This window comes from Pseudomonas sp. (assembly GCF_050739655.1).
In the GTDB taxonomy this organism is placed as follows: Bacteria; Pseudomonadota; Gammaproteobacteria; order Pseudomonadales; family Pseudomonadaceae; genus Aquipseudomonas.
Genome location: NZ_JBOIBY010000405.1, coordinates 16,048 through 34,903, shown reverse-complemented (window position 1 = coordinate 34,903; position 18,856 = coordinate 16,048). Strand labels below are relative to the sequence as shown.

Sequence of the window (18,856 nt, the reverse complement as noted above, 5' to 3'; positions counted from 1 at the left end):
GGCTTGCCCGCGAAGGCGGAGTGTCAGGCGACATTGATGCTGGATGTGACGGCCTCTTCGCGGGCAAGCCCGCTCCCACAGTGGTCATGGTCGGTCACAGAATCTGCGATCAACCGAAAACCAGTGTGGGAGCTAGCCTGCTAGCGATGACGTCGGCACATGCGAAATCTTATTTGAATGTGAAGGCTCTATCGCTAGCAGGCTAGCTCCCACAGTGGTCATGGGTTGGTTACAGCATTTGCGGCACCTCTAGCCCAGTGTGGGATCGCGGTATTCAGTTATCCAGCAACCGGAAAAACCGCTCCCGCACCTGAAAGTTATCGCTGTGCGCCACATTGAACCGCATGAACTGGCTGGCCTGCGGTGCTTTGCTGAGCATCGTGCCGGGGGCCAGGACCAGGTCGATGTCCAGGCCTTTCCTTGCCAGTGTTTCGGCATGCAGGCCTTCTGGCAGTCGGGTCCAGATGTACAAGCCTTCATGGGGCATCGATGACACGGAGCAACCGGCCTCGACCAGCCAGGTGGAGACTCGGCTGCTCGATTCATAGAGCCGGTCCACCGTGCGCCGGGTGTGTTTGGCGTAGCTGCCATCGCTGAGCATGGCGCAGATGATCTGCTCCGCCAGTTCCGAGGTCATGCCGCCGCAGGCCATTTTCAGGGTGACCATGCGTGCCGCCAGCTGTGGCGAAAGCACCGCGAAGCTGACTCGGCTGTTGGCGGTCAGGGTCTTGGAAAACCCCGATACGTAACTGACATTGTCCAGCCCGCCCGCTGCCAGGCGTGGTGTCATACGTTGTTGCAGGTCGCAGTACAGATCGTCTTCGACGATGTGGAAACCATAGCGATGACTCAACTCCAGCAAGCGATAGGCCTGCGCCGGGGAGAATGAGTGCCCGGTGGGGTTATGCAGGACGTTGTTGGTCATGTAGAGCACGGGGCGATGGGTATTGACCAGTTGCTCGAAAGCCTCCATGTCCATGCCCTCAGCGCCGCGGGGAATGGTGATGACCTTGGCACCATGCAAGGCCAGATTGGTGTGCATGGTGAAGTAGCACGGGTCGTCGAGCAGCACCGTATCGCCGGGTTTGACCAGTAGGCGCATCAGCATGTCGATGGCTTGTACGGTGTTGGCGGTGGTGACGATCTGCTCCACCGGCACTTCGATGCCAAGGGTCGACAACTTGACCCGCAACGCTTCGCGCAATGGCAGGTAACCAGCGGCGACGCCGTATTCACCCATTTGCAGAGAGGTCGCACGCAAGGTTCCGCGTACGGCTTTGAGCAACTCTTCGGCGGGCAACCAGGAGGAGGGCAGGAAGCCGGCACCGGGACGCAATGCACCTGTGTCCTGCAGTACTGCGCGGCGGACGACGCTCAGCGTGTCCTGGGGCTGCAGATCCGGCCCGGCATCGGTCTTGATCGCGATATTGGAACGATGTACGAAATGCCCCGAACCCTGGCGTGACACCACCAATCCCTTGGCCCGTAAGCGGTCCAGGGCATCCACCACCGTGGATTTGCCCACGTTCATCATGTCGGAGAGTTCACGAATCGGTGGCAGCCGCGAGCCGTGGGGCAGGCCGCCCTGACTGATCGCCACCGTCAACTGATCGACAATCTGCTGCACCAGCGGCACACCCGGCTGGAATTCGATAGCGGCGATCACTGCTCGCTGAACCTGCATTTTACTGGTCTCTTTGGCAGTAAAGTTCGTTGGATTCTATACGAACTTGCTCTGATCAAGACAAGCATCTCTTTCTACTATCGCTTTTGAGAGTCTCCGGATTGTCGACCTGTACCGGTCGCTCAATGGCCTGTTTCAAGAGGTGTTGCATGAGTGTAGAAACAACGGCCGTCGTGGCCAAACCGGTGATCAACCTTCGCCTGTTCACGATTCGAATGATCACCGCGGTGTCGCTGTTTGCGGTGCTGGGCAAGGCCAACGTCTGGCTCGACACGGCCACCAACAGCATCCTGGCCCTGGGTTATCGCGCATTGCTGCTGTTGTTGCCGTTGACCTTGCTGGTACTCGGCCGCCGCTCCCTGAGCGTCACGCTGCTGTGCGCCGCCGCCGGGCTGGTGTTGCTGGCGGTCACCAGTAACCAGGGCGTGGTCATGTTTGCCGCGGCATTGTTTGCCTATGGCATTGCCATTGCCGGTTATCTGATCAAGAGCGAAGCGGCGCAAACCAAGGAAGGCGCCGCCTACAACCGGGTCGCGATGAACATGGGCAGCCTGCTGGCAGGCCTGATCCTGCTGTCGCCGCTGCTGACCCCAACCATGTTTTTCCTCGGCGCCGCCGCTTTCGTCCTGTTGTGCCTGCCCATCGCCATGGGCGCGACCTTTACGTTGGAACCAGTGGTTGCCCGCCCCGCCAGCCAGGAAGGCAGTGGCTGGGGCAACAAACTGCCGTGGGTCATCGCCGGCATCATCATGGGTATCAAGCTGTTTGGCGTGTTCTCGATCCTGCCGCAGGCAATCCTGCTCAAAACGGGCGAGTTGCCTGCGTGGTACGGCCTGATGCTGATCCTCAACAGCGCCGTGGTGGTGTTCGCGCAAGTGCCGGTCATGAAGCTGATCGAGAGCACCGGGCGCTTCAAGGTGTTGACGGTGATCGCGATCATCATCGGCGGCTTTGCGGTGCTGTCTTCACCGGCTGCGTTCCATGTCGAAACCCTGGTCGGCGCATTGATCTGGGTGGCGCTGCTGTCTATCGCCGAGTGCGCGTTCAGCCACCTCGATTACTTCTCGGTCAAGCAGAACAACATGTTCGTCAAGGAAGTGTCCCTGGGCGTTGGCGCCGGGTTGACCGTGTTGATCATGCGGGTCATGCCGCCGCCCTACAACGCCCTGGTGCTGGCTGTGATCGGTGCCGGCGGGATGCTGGCCTGGTATTGGCTCAGCCGTAAATCCATTGCGTCGTTGCATGACTGAGTCATCGCGAGTGCGTTTTTCAATTTGTAAGTCGGGGGCATTATGAATACGACTTCATGCGTAGTGGTCGTGGGGTACAACGGCAGTCGGGTTCACGATATCCAGAAGTTGCGCGAGCTGTGCAAGTCGCTGTACGACGCGAGACTGATCCTGCTGGTCGAACAGATCCAGCCCGATGACGATCAGGTGGCCGATCACGTCTGCAGCACATCGCTGGCAGAAAAAGATGTTCCCGCCTCCCTCGAACTGGTGGTCGGTTGCCTGAAGGCCGATCACTGGAAGCTGATCGGTGTATTGCCGTTTTCAGATCGCGGCGTGTTGCTTGGGGCGGCGCTGGCCAGCCATTTCGGCCTGCCTGGCATCACACCGGCCGAGGCGCGGGCAGGGTTGGACAAACAGATTTTCCGCCAACTCGAATCCACCGCAACCCGCTCTCCCGAAGATTACCGCCCGGTGGTTTCGACCCGCATCGAAAGCCTGCCGGAGCTGCGTCAGCGAGTGATCGAACTGGGCGGCAAGGCATTCATCAAACCTGCCTGCGAAGGAGCCAGCCGAGGCTGCCGTGTTATCCGTCACCCGTCCGAATGCGATGAGGCCTGGGCCGCGCTCAAGCCCTATCGCGAGGGCGGCGTTGTGCTCGAAGAGTTGATCCAGAACGCCCAGGAATACAGCTGGGACTGTGTCGCCGGCAGTACCTGGATCACCGAAAAAACCACCACCGAAGGCGCTTACCGCGCCGAGATCCAGCAAGTGGTCCCCGCACCGCTGACGGTCGACGCACAGTCTCGCCTGATGGCCGCCGGTCGTCACATGGCGGGCCTGGTTTCCCAGGACAACGGTGCCTGGCACAACGAAGTGTTCTACAGGGCCAACCATCGCACCTCGGCGGTGGAAACCAACATGCGCCCTGGCGGCATGCACATCTGGGACTTGGCACGTAAGGCATTCGTTGATTTCGACCCGTGGGAGCGCTGGGTCCGCTGGGCCGTTGAAGGTCATGTCGATAGTCATGAGCCGGTGCCTCGCGGTTACTGCGGCATACGTCTGCTGCGGGCGACGACTGTCGGCATCTTGCGAGACGTACCGGATATCCAGTCCCTGGCCCGGTCGCTGAACATCGATCTGGTGGAAGCCGTGCTGACCAAGCGCATCGGTGATTCGGTCACGGCGGAGGTGAAAGACAATTTCTCGTTCATTGGTCACATCGTGTTGTTCAACGAGCACTACGAGCAGTTGAGCAGCGATCTGTTGCGCCTGGCGGAGGCCATCGAATCAAGCGTCGGCATCACCAGCCTGGCAGTGCCGGCAAGGGTCGTGGGTTGAGTCATGGGTCAAACAGTAGCGATCGATGTTTTTTGCAGTATTGATCAAGAGGATTAAGGCAATGAGTGAACACAAGACCTGTGATGAACGCTTCATCGCACTGGCACAGGAATTCGGCTATGACATCTACGGTGAGAACACCGCCGGCGGGCGTTACGCACCGCTGATTCGCCATCACGATGAGCTGTACATCAGCGGCCTGGTGCCGCGCATGAACGGCAAGATCCACTACCCGGGGCGCGTAGGCCGGGATTTGAACATGGCCGATGCGCAAGCAGCCGCCAGCATCAGTGCGATACGTGGTTTGGCGCTGATTGTCGATGCCATTGGTTCGCTGGACAAAATCAAGTCGCTGATTCGCATGACGGTGTATGTGCGGTGCACGGAAGACTTTGTCGACCTCAGCGAAGTCGCCAACGGTGCATCGGATGTTTTCAGTCACGTGCTGGGTGATGCCGGCAAACATACCCGTACGACAGTGGGTGTTTATCAGTTGCCAAAAAATGCGGCGATTGAAGTTGATATGATCGTGGCATTGCGACCTACGGCGATATAAGTCGTTTTATTCGGCTTTACACTGTTGATGGGTTCGCCTAAGGTCGATTAACTCCATTCGGCAGAATAAGTTGGAATCAACAAATGAATAACGTTCAAGGTGCGTTTTTTTCATATAAGGACTTTCGCCAAAGTTTGGATCAGCCTCCGATCAAACCACGTGTTTGGAAGGGGGCTGAACTTTCCGATATGCGACAGACGCTTGAGGCCAGCGACGTCGATATTGTTGCGTTGGCCCATGATAAAAACATTGAAGGTTGCCAGTTGACCCCCGGGATGGCGGTGTCCATGCAATGGCTGGTACCCGGCTCGACACTCAATGGCCATGTTCATGCCTGGTGGCACCTGTTCATCATTCAGTGCGGCGGCGGCGCGTTGACACTGGGCGATGCCGACGAAGTGAGCGTCAGCCACGGCGATGTCCTGCTGGTGCCGGCCTGGACCCGGCACGGCTTTGTAAACACCAGCGCAGCTGAGCCGCTGGCCATGCTGAACATCAGCAACATGCCCCAGATGGCGATGCTTTCCAATCATGCCGACAACGTAGGCTTGATCCCCCGACACCTGTAATTTCCTTTCTGCTGCACACCAGGGAGTCCGCGTTAGCGGACTCCCTTTTTTGTTTCTATCGACTTCCCTCCGACATTGCCGAGGATGCAGGAATTCGAATTTCTGTATCGATATAAACAGAGAATTTCTGTATCTGTTCAGCGCCTAATCAACTTACTACGATCACTTCAAATGCAACGGATTAATGTGGTTAATGCAAGGGAGCGTTCTATGGAAAGTAATAAGTTGAAGCTGTATCTCGGCGCGGATTATGTCAGTGCCTTTGCGATGTCAGCCTTCGTGGCGCTCAAGGAAAAGCAACTTTCATTTGATCTTGTGACGCTGGATTTGAAGGCGCGCGAGAACTATCAGGCGGATTATCAAATTCTTTCGCTGACCTGCAAGATTCCAGTGTTAGTTCACGAAGGTTTTGCACTTTCGGAATCTTCTGCCATTGCCGAATACCTGGAAGAACTTTCTCCAGGGCATAAAAAACTCTACCCGCTAGACATCCAACAGCGCGCCCGTGCCCGTCAACTGCAAGCCTGGCTACGCAGCGATTTGCTGGTCGTTCGCAAGGAGCGTCCGTTTGACCTGGTGTATTTCGGCAGCAAAGACACGCCGCTGTCCGACGATGCGCAAGCTGCTGTCGACCGCCTGTTCTTCGTGGCGGACCACTTGCTGGAGGAGGGCGCCGAGCACCTGTTCGGTGACTGGAGCATCGCCGACACCGACCTGGCAATCATGCTCAACCGGCTGGTCGCCAATGGTGACCCGGTGCCTGCGCGACTAGTGACGTATGTCCGTCAGCAGTGGGATCGCGACAGCGTTCGGGCATGGATGGACATAGAGCGCAAAGCGCCGGCCATCGTGTAGCAACTGTCAGGGCAAACATCAGGAGCGCTGCCATGCAAGGAATGTCGGAGCAGGAAAGATACAAACCCTACAACGCACGGACCATCCGCGAAACGCCGTACTGGCACAAACTGACGCCGGCGTTGCAGGAGGCCATGACCGTCGTGGCCCGGGTCATGCCGTTTCGCACCAACGAATACGTCCTGGGGACGCTGATCGACTGGAACAACATTCCGGACGATCCGATTTTCCGCATGACCTTTCCCCACAAGGACATGTTGCTGCCGGATGAGTATGCATCGCTCAAGCAGTTGATCGAGCAGGACGACGCAGCGGCGATCAAGCGCCGGATCGAAGCGATCTGGTTGCGCATGAATCCCCATCCGGCCGGGCAACTGACACACAACAGCGCCACCCTCCACGGCAAAGTCCTGGCAGGCATCCAGCACAAGTACCGCGAGACCGTGCTGTTTTTCCCCGGCGCCGGACAGACGTGCCACGCCTACTGCACGTTCTGTTTCCGCTGGGCACAGTTCATTGGCGAGGAAGAACTCAAGTTCAACGCCCGTGAATCCCAGGAGCTGGTGGATTACCTGCGGGTGCACATCGAAGTCACGGACGTGCTGATCACCGGTGGCGACCCGATGATCATGAACACACGTTCGCTGGCCGCTTACCTCGAACCGCTGCTGGAATTGCCGCACATCAAAAGCATCCGTATCGGCACCAAATCGGTGGCGTATTGGCCGCAGCGTTTTGTCAGCGACAAGGACGCGCCTGAACTGTTGACGCTGTTCCAGCGGATCGTCGCCGCAGGGAAAAACCTCTCGATCATGGGCCACTACAACCACCCGGTGGAGATCCGTCAGGACATCGCCCGCCAAGCCGTCGAGCGTATTCGCTCCACCGGCGCAACGCTGCGCATGCAGGCGCCGGTGATCCGCCACATCAACGAAAACCCGGCTGATTGGGCGGCGTTGTGGACCGAAGGTGTGCGGCTCGGGGCGGTGCCTTACTACATGTTCGTCGAGCGCGACACCGGTCCCAGCCATTACTTCGCGATGCCGCTGGCCCGGGCCTTCGAAATCTTCCAGGCGGCTTATCGCACGGTGTCGGGGCTGGCGCGCACGGTGCGTGGACCGTCCATGAGTACCTTCTACGGCAAGGTGTTGATCAACGGCATCGAGACCGTCGCCGGGGAAAAAGTCTTCGTGCTGCAGTTCCTTCAGGCTCGCGATCCGCAATGGGTGTTGCGCACGTTCTATGCGCGCTTCGATCCGCACGTGACCTGGTTCGATGACTTGCGCCCGGCGTTTGGCGAGCGGGCTTTTTTCTTTCAGAACGAGCCTGAGCTTTTGCTTTCGCCAGCACCGCAATTGATACCGGTCCTGCTGCAAACGGCGTAGGTCGATTTTTGAACATTGGGGAGACAAGGACATGAGCAGCATTCCGTTTGATCAGCGCGAAGGATTGATCTGGCTCGACGGCGAGTTTGTCGAGTGGTCCAGCGCGCGCCTGCATGTGCTGAGCCATGGCTTGCATTACGCGAGCACGGTGTACGAAGGGGAACGCGTCTATAACGGCAAGATTTTCAAGCTGCGCGAGCACACCGAGCGACTGTATCGCTCGGCGCAATGGATGGATTTTGCGATCCCGTATGAACTTACCGAACTGGAAGCGGCCAGCCACGAACTGCTGCAGCGCAACAACGTTGTTGACGGTTATTTGCGACCGGTCGCATGGCGTGGCAGTGAGATGATTTCTACGTCCGCACGCTTTAACCGCGTACATGTGGCGATCGCTTGCTGGCAATGGCCGAGCTATTTCGACCCTGCTGCGCGCATGACCGGCATTCGCTTGAAAACTGCAACGTGGCGCCGCCCGCCACCGAGCAGCAGCCCCTTCGAAGCCAAGGCTTCCGGGCATTACCAGATCGCCACATTGAGCAAGCACGACGCCGAGAACAACGGTTACCACGATGCCCTGATGCTCGACTGGCGCGGCCACGTCGCTGAAGCCACCAGCGCCAATGTGTTTTTCGTCAAAGGCCGGACGTTGCACACGCCGGTGCCTGATTGCTTCCTCGATGGCATTACCCGCCAGACCGTTATCGAGCTGGCCAAGGCCATGGATTACCAAGTGGTCGAGCGCACGATTTTGCCCACGGAGCTGGGCGACTTCGACGAGTGTTTTCTCACAGGCACCGCCGCCGAAATTACCCCGGTGCAGAGCATCGACGAACAGCACTATCGACCGGGCAACGCCTGTCGCGACTTGATTGCCGCTTACACCTCAACCGTAAACGCCTGATAAACCAGCCAGGAATTTCACCATGTCAGATCAAGGGATTGTTGCGTCTAAACCTTATGTTTCACTGGGCCATCGTCATGAGGAGTTGTCGAGTCGTGGCTGGACTGTGCTGACGCCGGGGGAGTTTGCCCACGATGTAGTCGGCACATTGCGTGAGTTCGGCCCGGTCATTCCGCAGTTCAATGGCCAGACGGCGTTCGCCATTACCCGCAAACCGGGCTACGAAGACTTGCCCTATTCACAGAGCATGAATGGCATCGGCCCGCACACCGAGGCACCGGTGTACGGCCCGCCGCCGCGATACCTGGCGCTGCATTGCCATCAACAGGCAACCTGCGGTGGCGGGCATACCGGATTGGTGGATGGTTATGAGTTTTTGAAGTCGCTGGAACAAAGCGAGCCCGAGCTGCGCGAATGGCTGGATGACACGCCGGTGGAGTTTGTCGCCACGGCCAAACCCGGTGAGCCTGCGCAAACGCGGGTCAAGGAATACATCCTGACGCCTACCGAGGACGGCGACATTTTCCGCTTCAGTTACAACCAGTTTCACTACGGCGACGTGAACCCATCCAAGCAAGCCCTGGAGCAGTCCCAGGTGAGCAACAACAGCTCGCCGCTGGCCAAGTTTGCGGTGCTTGGCGAGGCGTATTTCGTTGAGCACAACGTCCCGGTGCTGATCCCTGAAAACTGCATGCTGATCTGGGATAACTGGCGCATGATCCACGCCCGCAGTCGCTACACCGACCCGGCGCGCCACCTGACCCGCTACTGGCTGGCCTGATTTTTCCGTCGCCTTTCATTCTTTTGGCGTACCCCTCGGCGGGTACGCGTCTTACAGGTATCGCGTCATGCAAACAGCAATCGAGATCGCCCAGGTCGATCATCAACTGATCGTGCGGCTCAATCAGGCCTGGACCAAACGCGCCACGGTGTGCTCGCCGGACAAGGCCCAAGTCAACGAGGTGTTCGATCCGGCTCGCCCGGATTACCCGGAGTCCATGGTGCCGTTTTTCCATCATCCGAAATTCCAGGCCTTGAGTGACGCGCTCAAAAGCAGCGTGGTGACCTGGGGCTGGATCGGCTACAACCTGCGCACCGTCACCGCCGAAGAACACGTGGTGAACCCGGCATTGAGCGTCATCGCCAACCAGTACCTGGGAAAGGACGACTGGCACTTTCGCGAGGCGATGCAGCAGACCCTGATCGACGAGCACTACCACACACTCATGCACCTGCGGGCCATCGAGCGGACCAAACTGGACCGGGCATTGGATGAGGATCTGGATTTGCCGCCGTCAGTCACCTACCTGCGCCTCAAGGCGCTGCATGAGGAGCTGCCCGAGCAATGGCAGCGAGATCTGGCGGCGATCACCTTTGCGGTGGTGGCCGAGATCAGCGTCAATGCCTACCTCGATCTGCTGGCGGATGACCAGACCATTCAACCGCAAAACCGTCGTGTGGCCGAACTGCACAATCGTGACGAATATGCCCACAGCAAGGTGCTCGCCGAAGTGGCCAAGGTCATGTACGCCCACATGCAGCCAGCGCAGCGGGAGTTTTTCGCACGCCATTTGTCGGTGGCATTGAGTGCGTTTATCGCTCAGGACTACTCGATGTGGGAGGCGATTCTGACGCAACTGGGGGTCGAGGACGCCGAGTCGATCATTGCCGACACCCGCGAGAGCAACAAGAACGCGACGATCATGCGCGACTACAGTGGCCTGCATAAGCTGGCGCAGGATCTGGGCATCAGCGATCAAATCGACTTCGATTTTCGTCCAACCCTCAAAACCACCGCAGCAGCCTGAACCCGGAGGTGTCCATGTCCGTCCCCACGTACGAAGTGTTCGCCATTCGCGTCGGTGCCAATGCCCAACGCACCGCCAAAGAGAATTTTCTCTACGACGCCTGCTGCGGTGACCCGAATGCGCCGATGCCACTGGATTATTACTTCTGGGTCATTCGTGACGAGCAGCAAGTGATTGTGGTCGATACCTGCTTTCAGCCCGCCACGGCGGACCGGCGCAACCGGCAGATGTATCGCCTGCCGGAAGAATCCTTGCGCCAACTGGACATTGATCCGGCGCAGGTCGAGCACCTGATTCTCACGCATCTGCACTGGGATCATGCCGGCAATCTCGCGCTGTTTCCCAAGGCCACGGTGCATTTGCAGGAAGCGGAACTGCGTTTCTGCACAGGGCCGAAAATGTCCCATCGCACGGTGAACAAAACCTACGAGGTTGAGGATGTGATGTCGGCGTTGCCGCCGCTGTTCGAAGGGCGGATGCGTTTGCACAACGGCACGGTGCAAGTGCTGCCCGGTGTGACCCTGCATGCGGTCGGGGGGCACACCCCTGGCAGTCAGGTTGTGCGAGTGAATACTGCACGTGGCTGGATTGTGCTGGCGTCGGATGCCGCGCATTTGTGGGTCAATATCCGTGAGCGCAGCCCGTTCCCGATCATCGATGACCTGGCGCAATCCCTTGAAGCGTTCACCGAAATCGACCGTCTGGCCGACAGCGAAGACCATGTCATCCCGGGTCACGACCCACTGATCGCCGAGCGCTTCCCGCACTGGAATGACGACCCGCATATCATCTGCTTGCATCAGCCACCGGCCTGAGTTCACTTCAAACCTGTGGGAGCTGGCTTGCCAGCGATGGCGGCGTGTCTGGCGCCATTGATGTTGGATTTGATGGCCTCATCGCTGGCAAACCAGCTCCCATAGTGGATCTGCTGTGACACGAAATTTGTGCACGACAACGTCCTACAGGGTGTAGGAAACCCCAACCTGCACGGTTCTCGGTGCGCCTGGATAGGCGTAGACGTTGCCAAACGCCCCTTCCTCATAGTCCTCATCCGTCAGGTTCTTCACGTCCAGATTCAGCCTGATCTTGTCGGTGAGTTTGTAGTAGCTGAGCAAGTCGACGACGGTGTAGCTCGCCATTGAAAACGCCGTGTTGGCCGTCTGCCCTGCACGCTCATCGACGTATTTGAGGCCTGTCCCGAGGCCCAGTCCCTTGAACGCGCCATCCTGGAATTCATAGACGTTGAGCAGGCTGAAGCTGTTCTGCGGAATGTTCATCAGTCGGGTGCCGGACTTGATGACATTGTCCTTGGTCACCTCGGCGTCGACGTAGGCGTAGCCACCAATCACGCGCCATTGCGGCGTCAGGTTGCCGGCGATGTTCAGGTCGAAACCGCGGCTGCGCACTTCTCCCGCCGCCACGCTGAACGTCGAGTCCACAGGATCGGTGGTAAGCACATTTTTCTTTTCAATCTGGTAGATCGCCGCATCGACACTCAACTGGCTGTCCAGCGCTTCCCACTTGATACCCAGTTCATAGGACTTGCCCTCTTCCGGATCAAACCCGCCACCTTGGCGGCTTGCACCGGTATTGGGCTTGAACGAGCGAGCCGTATTGGCATAGATCGCCACGGTGTCGGTGAGGTCATAGCTGGCGCCGATGCGCGGAGTCACCGCATTGTCACTGGCCTCCCAGCTTCTACCGCCTGGCACGAAGGTTTCGTAGTCATGCTCGAAGCGTTCGAAGCGCGCCCCGGCCAGCAGTTTCAAGCGCTCGGTCAACGCCACTTGATCCTGGACGAAAGCGGCATAGGTCTTGAGGTTTTCCTTGTCGTTGGTCGGGGTTCGGGTCAAGGCCGGACGCGGCTGGCCATACACCGGATCGAAAATATCGATCGGGTACGCACTCACCGCGCCGCTGGAGCGCTGGATGATCGACTTGTAGTCGTAGTCCTCGTACTCGACGCCGGTCAACAGCGTGTGATCGAAACCACCCGCCGTGAAATGCCCGGTGAGGTTGAGTTGCGTGTCCTTGTCCGTCCATTCCAGTTTGCGGTAGTTGAAGTTGCGGCCCAGGGTGCGCCCGTCTGCTGCGACACCGTTGCCTTCCACCGCATTGCCTTGAAGGGTGCCGTCGAGCCACTGGAAGCCACCGCCCAAGGTCCAGTTATCGCTGAGAAAGTGCTCGAAACGCAGCTGCGCCATGTTGTTGTCGTTGTGCAATTTGCCAACGTCTTTTTCGCCGAAAAAGGTGTCGCGAGAGGCTGTGCCGATTTGATTGGGGTAGCGCGTCAGCCCGCGGTCCAGCGGGTGATTGTTGCGCATGAAATCGCCCTCGAAGATCACCTTGGTGTCATCGGTGGCCTGCCAACTCAGGACCGGCGTTACACCGTAGCGCTCGGTTTCGACATGATCGCGGAAGGTATCACCGCCCTCACCCACTACATTCAAGCGATACGCCAGACGGCCCTCTTCGTCGAGCGGGCCGGAAGCATCCAGCGTACCGCGCTGCATACCCTGGTCATCGAGTTGGCTACCCAGCGTCACCGTCGGATCGGCCAGGGGTTGTTTTGAAATGACGTTGAACGTACCGCCCGGATCGCCCCGACCATAGAGCATGGTCGCCGGCCCGCGCAGCACTTCCAGGCGTTCGATGGTGTTGGCGTCCGGCATGTTCGGATAGCCACGGTTGATCGGGAAGCCGTTGCGATAAAACTCGCCAGTGGTAAAGCCACGCACGGTAAAGGTGGTCAGGCCCTGGCCACCGAAATTGTTGGCCCGCCCCACGCCGCCCGCGTAGTCGAGCGCATCCTGCAGTCGCGTTGCGCTGATGTCCTCCACGACATCCCTGGGCACCACACTGATGGACTGCGGCGTTTCGTGGATCGAGGTGTCGGTACGGGTTGCGCTGGCCGAACGGGTTGCGCGATAGCCATCCACTGGCCCCAGGGCCGTTTCATAGTCTGCGGTGCCGACGATGTCGGTCGCTTGCAACTCCAGACTGGACTTATCGGTTGTCGCTTGCTCAGCCCATGAAGAAGGGGAAAACGCCTGAAGAACACAGATTGACACCAAAGCACGACGCATCTAGGAAACCTTGCGAAAAAGCCAAATGGAACGGCATACCTGCCAGCAAATTGCGGCGCATGGTATACCGATAATTTAGCTTTTGATACTTATTCGCATTTGAGATCAAAAGATCGCAGCCTTCGGCAGCTCCTACAGGGAATATGCCCCGAACAACCAATCGCCGGAACAATGTGGCTGCTTTACCCAACCCCTTCTCGTATCATCAGCGCCTTCGCATCTGGAACGAACTGTGTGAAATCGCCAACTGGAAAAGCTCCGGCGGCCCCTGATGGGACGAAGTGGGACGTAGGCGAGGCTGTCAATCAGCTCTCGTGGGACGACTTGCGCATCATCAAGACGCTCAGTGATTGCGGCAATCGTTCGGCTACGGCCAAGAAGCTTGGCATCAATGTATCCACCGTTTCGCGCCGAATTGCTCAAGTTGAGCGAACGCTCGGCATCGCGCTGTTCGATCATCGCAAATCAGGGTATCTGCTCACCGCCGAGGGTGCTGAATTGCGAGCACTCGCCGAGCGAGTGGAGCTGGATATCGTCAGCGTCACGCGGCGTGTTTCACGTTCAGGCCAAGGCCCCCTCGGGAAACTTCGAATTACCACCAGCGACTCGCTGCTGCTGTACTTCTTCACCCCCATCATCGCGGACTTCAAGGCCATGAACGAGGGGATCACCATCGAGGTGCTGGTGGGCAATGAAACCCTTAGCCTCGCCCGGGATGAATCGGATATCGCGATACGAGCGACGAAAAAACCTGCAGAAAGCCTGGTGGGACGCAAACTCGCGAACATTGCCTGGGCACCTTACTGCTGCGCCAAGCAGGTGACTGCCTTGCCCCTTTTCGAAGAGGGCCAGGCATGGGTGTCATACTCCGCAGCGCTCTGCGGTTTGAGGGCGACAAGCTATGTCGAAAGCAGAGTCGCTGCTGAGTGCATAGCGTTCCGCACCGATTCTGTTGCAGCAGCAAGCGTTGCAATCGCGGCGGGTCTGGGATTTGGATTCCTTCCCTGCATGTTGGGCGACATTACCCCAGGGTTGGTACGCGCCGGCCCGGTGGTGCCAGAGCTTCAGGATGAGCTGTGGCTGCTGACTCACCAGGACATTCGAAAATCGTGGCGAGTCAAAGCATTCATGACCTTCTGCGCCGCTGCCGTGGCCAGTCAAAAGCCCTTGGTAGAGGGGCAATTGATACTCCCGGTCACCTAGGCTAAACCCTGGATCGAAACCGGGAGTGCAGCTCAGATGTCTCTGGCGCCAATCACGGCCTTGCACACGATCTCAATCAGCTGCGGACGCTGGGCAAGTCTCGACACCCCAATGATATTGCTCGCGCACTGAGGCCGCTCAGTGCCATAGGCCGCTTTGCGCACTTTGCCGACCACCGCGAACGCAGCATCCATGTCCAGTACATAAAGCGTTTCCTCGACAACATCTTGCATAGTTGCGCCATACAAGGCGAGCAGCTTCGAAATGTTGTCGTAAGAGACCCGCATCTGCTCTCCCATCGAAGAGAAATCACTGGGCTTACCGTCGGCGTCCAGCGGCGCCGGGGCTACCAGATTACCTTCCTCATCATGGTTGAATTGACCTGATACGTAGATCTCGTTTCCTACCCGCCGTGCCTGCGGATAGCCATACGCCTCCTCCCAGGAAACGCCCCAGTAGGCGGTCTGCTTGTTGAACGGTTGTGAAGCTGACATTGCATTCTCCTGCACATGACGGACCGGCTTGATCCGAATGGGCAAATGCTAGCAGCGCGATCGCGTATTTGTTGGCTCATAAATGAGCCGACAGGAGCGCAAAAATGCGCCACCGACAGGCGGCTTTATTCGTTATCTTTTGCTCGTCCTCAAGCAACGACGCTGAGGAGTGCGCTCGTGGCTACGGTAATGCCTACAAGGTGCGGGACCCGAGACTTGTGCGATTGAACATCATCAAGCTGAAAGGAAACAAAAATGAGCAATCCTAAAACTGAAGTCCTGACTCCGCTTAATAGCCAACTGATCTTCATCGATCAGCAACCACAGATGGCCTTCGGCGTTCAGAGCATTGACCGGCAAACGCTGAAAAACAATACCGTTGCCTTGGCCAAGGCAGCGAAGATTTTTAATGTCCCCACCACCTTCACCACGGTTGAGACAGAAAGCTTCTCAGGTCACACCTACCCCGAGCTACTCGCTGTGTTCCCGGACGCCCCGCTGCTGGAGCGCACCTCCATGAATTCCTGGGATGATCAGAAGGTACGCGACGCACTCAAGAGAAATGGTCGCAACAAGATCATCGTCTCCGGCTTGTGGACCGAGGTATGCAATGCCACCTTCGCCCTGTCGGCAATGAACGATGCCGGCTATGAAATCTATATGGTTGCAGACGCCTCCGGCGGCACCACCAAAGAAGCCCACGATTACGCCATGCAGCGCATGATCCAGGCCGGCGTGGTACCGGTGACCTGGCAGCAGGTGCTGCTGGAATGGCAACGGGACTGGAAGAACCGCGACACCTACGACGCCGTAATGGAACTGGTAAAGGAGCATTCCGGTGCATATGGCATGGGCGTCGACTACGCCTACACCATGGTGCACAAGGCACCTGAACGCGTTCAGCATGGCCCCACCCTGGCGCCTGTCGCTGCATCTGTCTGAGCCATCGCCAGCCCCTGCCCTGGGGGCTGTTTACAGACTTGCGAAGGGTGCGCAGTCGACTGAACCGAGTCAACGAGCCTGGCCTGGAACCTCTGCGGATTTCCAATGCCCAGCGCTGTTCGAGTCAGGCGCTCGCATCCTGTTATCTGGATTAATGGATGTGTATGAACAAGGACAAATCTACCGTGCTGGCGACTCTCACACTGGCTTCGACAGGGCAGCTCAAATCCTGGCAGATAAGAACTGCCAAACAACTGATGCTGGACAGGCTGGATACCGGCATTTCAGTGACTGAACTAGCCGAAGCTTGCGCTTTGTCGCGTAGCCACTTCTCACGCATGTTCAAGCAAAGCACCCGGATGGCCCCGCAGCGATGGTTGCGTGAACAGCGGGTCATGAAGAGCAGAGAGTTATTGAATGCTTCCACGATGTTGCTCACAGAGATCGCGCTGGAATGCGGCTTCAGCGATCAATCTCACTTCTGCCGTACATTCGTGAAGGCTGAAGGCATGACACCGAAGGCTTGGCAGCAACAAGCAATCTGCCCGATTCCGGTCGTTGCTTGAGGCGGTAAGGCATCATCAACGCGCGGGCGAGCCCGAGCGGACTGAGGTGTAACCCCCCTTGAAAATCAATTTGTTACAGCTACAGACGACTTTTTAAAAAGCTTGCGCGCAAACATTTAAAGCGCTAGCAGAATCCCCCAAAGACATTCAAAAGTAAGGAAAGCCATGAAAGTTCTCTACACCGCAGTCGCAACAGCAACCGGTGGTCGTGATGGCCGAGCCATCTCCAGCGACAACAACCTCGACCTGAAACTGGCCACTCCGAAGGAGTTGGGCGGTGCCGGTGGTGATGCCACCAACCCTGAGCAACTGTTCGCCGCTGGTTACTCGGCCTGCTTCATCGGTGCACTGAAGTTCGTCGCCAGCCAAAGTAAACGCAGCATTCCAGCCGACGCCTCGATCACTGCACGGGTCGGCATTGGCCAGATCCCAGGCGGCTTTGGCCTGGATATCGACCTGAACATCAACCTGCCAGGCCTGGAGCAAGCCGATGCACAAGCGTTGGTGGAGGCGGCCCACCAAGTGTGCCCGTACTCCAACGCAACCCGTGGCAACGTCGATGTCCGTCTGCACGTCAACGTCTAACTTCCCGCCTCAGCAGAAACAGGAGATATGAAATGAACATTTTGACCAAAACACTCGTTGGCTCGCTCCTTGCCTTGTCGATCGGTAATGCATTCGCTGACTCAGGCGTCGAACACAACACCCAGGTATTCCTCGATGCACTGAACTCAGGCAGTGGTAAACCCATCGAGCAGCTTTCTCCGAAGGACGCCCGCGCGGTACTGGCCGGCGCTCAGGCCGGGGTAAAACTGACACTGCCCAAGGTGGATGTCAGTGAGAAGACCATCACCGTCGACGGTCAGGACATCAGCTTGACCATCGTGCGTCCGGCGGGTGTGAAGGCGACCTTGCCTGTGTTCATGTATTTCCACGGCGGTGGCTGGGTGCTCGGCGACTTCCCGACCCATGAGCGCCTGGTGCGCGATCTGGTCGTCGGATCCGGGGCGGTGGCGGTGTTCGTCAATTACACCCCGTCCCCTGAAGCGCACTACCCGACGGCGATCAACCAGGCCTACGGGGCAACAAAATGGGTGGCCGAGCACGGCAAGGAAATCAATGTCGACGGTAAGCGCCTGGCGGTAGCCGGCAACAGCGTCGGCGGCAACATGGCAGCCGTGGTCAGCCTGATGGCCAAGGATAAAGGTACTCCGGCCATTAAGTACCAGGTGCTGCTGTGGCCAGTGACCGACGCCAACTTCGAGACAGCGTCGTACAACCAGTACGCCGAGGGGCACTTCCTCACCAGGAACATGATGAAGTGGTTCTGGGACAACTACACCACCGACCCCAAGCAACGTGCCGAGATCTACGCCTCGCCGCTGCGCGCGACCACTGAGCAGTTGAAAGGCCTGCCGCCAGCGCTGGTCCAGACCGCGAGTGCCGATGTGCTGCGTGACGAAGGGGAAGCCTACGCTCGCAAACTGGACCAAGCTGGCGTGCCGGTCACTGCGGTGCGATACAACGGCATGATCCATGACTACGGCTTGCTGAACGTGGTCAGCCAGGTTCCGGCGGTACGCTCCGCAATGCTGCAGGCTTGCGAAGAGCTGAAGGTTCATTTGAAGTGACCCCCACTCAAGACCGGAGATTTATGCCGTGAACTGGTAATCACCGCCGCGAGGGCTTCAGGAAGGTCTTACGCAATACTCGCAAACCGTTACCTTGCCCGCTGACCGCATGAAGCTTATAGTCCGCCCCGTCGCCCAAATGGCGACCAGGTTTGGCGACCTGTTCGATCGGATGCAAAAGCACTGTGCTTTCTGGCAGATGCTGCTGCACACACCAACCTTTGCACTGATCGGAGTTTCATCTATGGAAAGATACATGCCTCTCACCGGAATCGACCTGATTCCGGCCTCCCTGCTCATCGACACCCAAGCGCCACTCGACGTCCTGCAAGCCATGGCCGATTACCGGATTCGCACGGTGACACAGGTGCTGGAAAACATTGCCTTTCGCGCCGAGATTGGGTGCGACACGGTGGTGCTGTCGGACTTCTCGAAATTGCTGGCCATTCCGTTACGTGATGGTTGCGACTTGATGGATGTGATTGGAAGGCGCTTGCGGGCGCGGGCAGCAGAGTGAATGAACACGGGCGCTGAAGGCGCCCGTTTCTTTTTAGAAAGGGGATGAAAACGAAAAAGGAAGAAAAATAAATCTGTCCCCTT

General features: G+C 58.1%; 19 protein-coding genes. 16 read left to right on the top strand and 3 right to left on the bottom strand.

Annotated features, from left to right (window positions below):
- Positions 1-274: 274 nt before the first annotated feature.
- Positions 275-1,684, bottom strand: a complete 1,410-nt coding sequence (locus ACRESJ_RS20050; protein WP_431759445.1) for a PLP-dependent aminotransferase family protein — start codon at positions 1,682-1,684, stop codon at positions 275-277.
- A gap of 149 nt (positions 1,685-1,833) precedes the next feature.
- On the opposite strand from ACRESJ_RS20050, the gene ACRESJ_RS20045 reads away from it, so the two are divergent.
- The 10 genes from ACRESJ_RS20045 to ACRESJ_RS20000 all read left to right on the top strand — a co-directional run bounded on the left by ACRESJ_RS20045 (position 1,834) and on the right by ACRESJ_RS20000 (position 11,149).
- Positions 1,834-2,934, top strand: coding sequence for a hypothetical protein (locus ACRESJ_RS20045; RefSeq protein WP_431759444.1), 1,101 nt, complete (start codon positions 1,834-1,836; stop codon positions 2,932-2,934).
- Positions 2,935-2,976: 42 nt separating this feature from the next.
- Positions 2,977-4,257 carry an ATP-grasp domain-containing protein gene (locus ACRESJ_RS20040; RefSeq protein WP_431759443.1) on the top strand — a complete coding sequence of 427 codons (1,281 nt, stop codon included), beginning with the start codon at positions 2,977-2,979 and terminating at the stop codon, positions 4,255-4,257.
- A 61-nt stretch (positions 4,258-4,318) separates the two neighbouring features.
- On the top strand, positions 4,319-4,813 hold the full coding sequence (locus ACRESJ_RS20035; protein ID WP_431759442.1) for a RidA family protein: 495 nt from the start codon (positions 4,319-4,321) through the stop codon (positions 4,811-4,813).
- An 83-nt stretch (positions 4,814-4,896) separates the two neighbouring features.
- Entirely contained in the window at positions 4,897-5,382 is a 486-nt protein-coding gene (locus ACRESJ_RS20030) for a cupin domain-containing protein (RefSeq protein ID WP_431759441.1), read from the top strand.
- A 210-nt stretch (positions 5,383-5,592) separates the two neighbouring features.
- Positions 5,593-6,237: a glutathione transferase gene (gene yfcF, locus ACRESJ_RS20025; protein ID WP_431759440.1), complete on the top strand. Its 645-nt coding sequence runs from the start codon at positions 5,593-5,595 to the stop codon at positions 6,235-6,237.
- A 32-nt stretch (positions 6,238-6,269) separates the two neighbouring features.
- The gene (locus ACRESJ_RS20020; protein WP_431759439.1) at positions 6,270-7,622 is read left to right on the top strand and encodes a KamA family radical SAM protein; all 1,353 of its coding nucleotides are present in this window, start codon (positions 6,270-6,272) and stop codon (positions 7,620-7,622) included.
- Positions 7,623-7,653: 31 nt separating this feature from the next.
- Positions 7,654-8,526 carry a branched-chain amino acid aminotransferase gene (locus tag ACRESJ_RS20015; RefSeq protein WP_431759438.1) on the top strand — a complete coding sequence of 291 codons (873 nt, stop codon included), beginning with the start codon at positions 7,654-7,656 and terminating at the stop codon, positions 8,524-8,526.
- Positions 8,527-8,548: 22 nt separating this feature from the next.
- Complete coding sequence (locus tag ACRESJ_RS20010; protein WP_431759437.1) at positions 8,549-9,307, top strand: TauD/TfdA family dioxygenase; 759 nt, start codon at positions 8,549-8,551, stop codon at positions 9,305-9,307.
- A gap of 67 nt (positions 9,308-9,374) precedes the next feature.
- On the top strand, positions 9,375-10,334 hold the full coding sequence (locus ACRESJ_RS20005; protein WP_431759436.1) for a diiron oxygenase: 960 nt from the start codon (positions 9,375-9,377) through the stop codon (positions 10,332-10,334).
- A 14-nt stretch (positions 10,335-10,348) separates the two neighbouring features.
- A complete protein-coding gene (locus ACRESJ_RS20000) occupies positions 10,349-11,149 on the top strand; it encodes an N-acyl homoserine lactonase family protein (protein ID WP_431759435.1) in 801 nt (266 codons plus the stop codon).
- A gap of 144 nt (positions 11,150-11,293) precedes the next feature.
- Here the strand turns inward: ACRESJ_RS20000 and ACRESJ_RS19995 are convergent, their stop codons facing one another.
- Positions 11,294-13,420 (bottom strand): TonB-dependent siderophore receptor, encoded by a 2,127-nt coding sequence (locus ACRESJ_RS19995; protein WP_431759434.1) that lies wholly within the window; start codon positions 13,418-13,420, stop codon positions 11,294-11,296.
- 234 nt (positions 13,421-13,654) lie between these two features.
- Here ACRESJ_RS19995 and ACRESJ_RS19990 point away from each other — a divergent pair, with 234 nt between their 5' ends.
- Entirely contained in the window at positions 13,655-14,623 is a 969-nt protein-coding gene (locus ACRESJ_RS19990) for a LysR family transcriptional regulator (RefSeq protein ID WP_431759433.1), read from the top strand.
- Positions 14,624-14,655: 32 nt separating this feature from the next.
- Here ACRESJ_RS19990 and ACRESJ_RS19985 read toward each other — a convergent pair whose 3' ends face one another.
- Positions 14,656-15,117 carry a RidA family protein gene (locus ACRESJ_RS19985; RefSeq protein ID WP_431759432.1) on the bottom strand — a complete coding sequence of 154 codons (462 nt, stop codon included), beginning with the start codon at positions 15,115-15,117 and terminating at the stop codon, positions 14,656-14,658.
- A 255-nt stretch (positions 15,118-15,372) separates the two neighbouring features.
- Here ACRESJ_RS19985 and ACRESJ_RS19980 point away from each other — a divergent pair, with 255 nt between their 5' ends.
- The 5 genes from ACRESJ_RS19980 (at position 15,373) to ACRESJ_RS19960 (ending at position 18,773) form a co-directional block, all read left to right on the top strand.
- Positions 15,373-16,059, top strand: a complete 687-nt coding sequence (locus tag ACRESJ_RS19980; protein ID WP_008020170.1) for a hydrolase — start codon at positions 15,373-15,375, stop codon at positions 16,057-16,059.
- A gap of 164 nt (positions 16,060-16,223) precedes the next feature.
- Positions 16,224-16,625 carry a helix-turn-helix domain-containing protein gene (locus tag ACRESJ_RS19975; RefSeq protein ID WP_431759431.1) on the top strand — a complete coding sequence of 134 codons (402 nt, stop codon included), beginning with the start codon at positions 16,224-16,226 and terminating at the stop codon, positions 16,623-16,625.
- A 165-nt stretch (positions 16,626-16,790) separates the two neighbouring features.
- Positions 16,791-17,210: an organic hydroperoxide resistance protein gene (locus ACRESJ_RS19970; RefSeq protein WP_431759430.1), complete on the top strand. Its 420-nt coding sequence runs from the start codon at positions 16,791-16,793 to the stop codon at positions 17,208-17,210.
- A gap of 32 nt (positions 17,211-17,242) precedes the next feature.
- Positions 17,243-18,256 carry an alpha/beta hydrolase gene (locus tag ACRESJ_RS19965; protein WP_431759429.1) on the top strand — a complete coding sequence of 338 codons (1,014 nt, stop codon included), beginning with the start codon at positions 17,243-17,245 and terminating at the stop codon, positions 18,254-18,256.
- 244 nt (positions 18,257-18,500) lie between these two features.
- Positions 18,501-18,773 (top strand): hypothetical protein, encoded by a 273-nt coding sequence (locus ACRESJ_RS19960; protein ID WP_431759428.1) that lies wholly within the window; start codon positions 18,501-18,503, stop codon positions 18,771-18,773.
- Positions 18,774-18,856 lie beyond the last annotated feature (83 nt).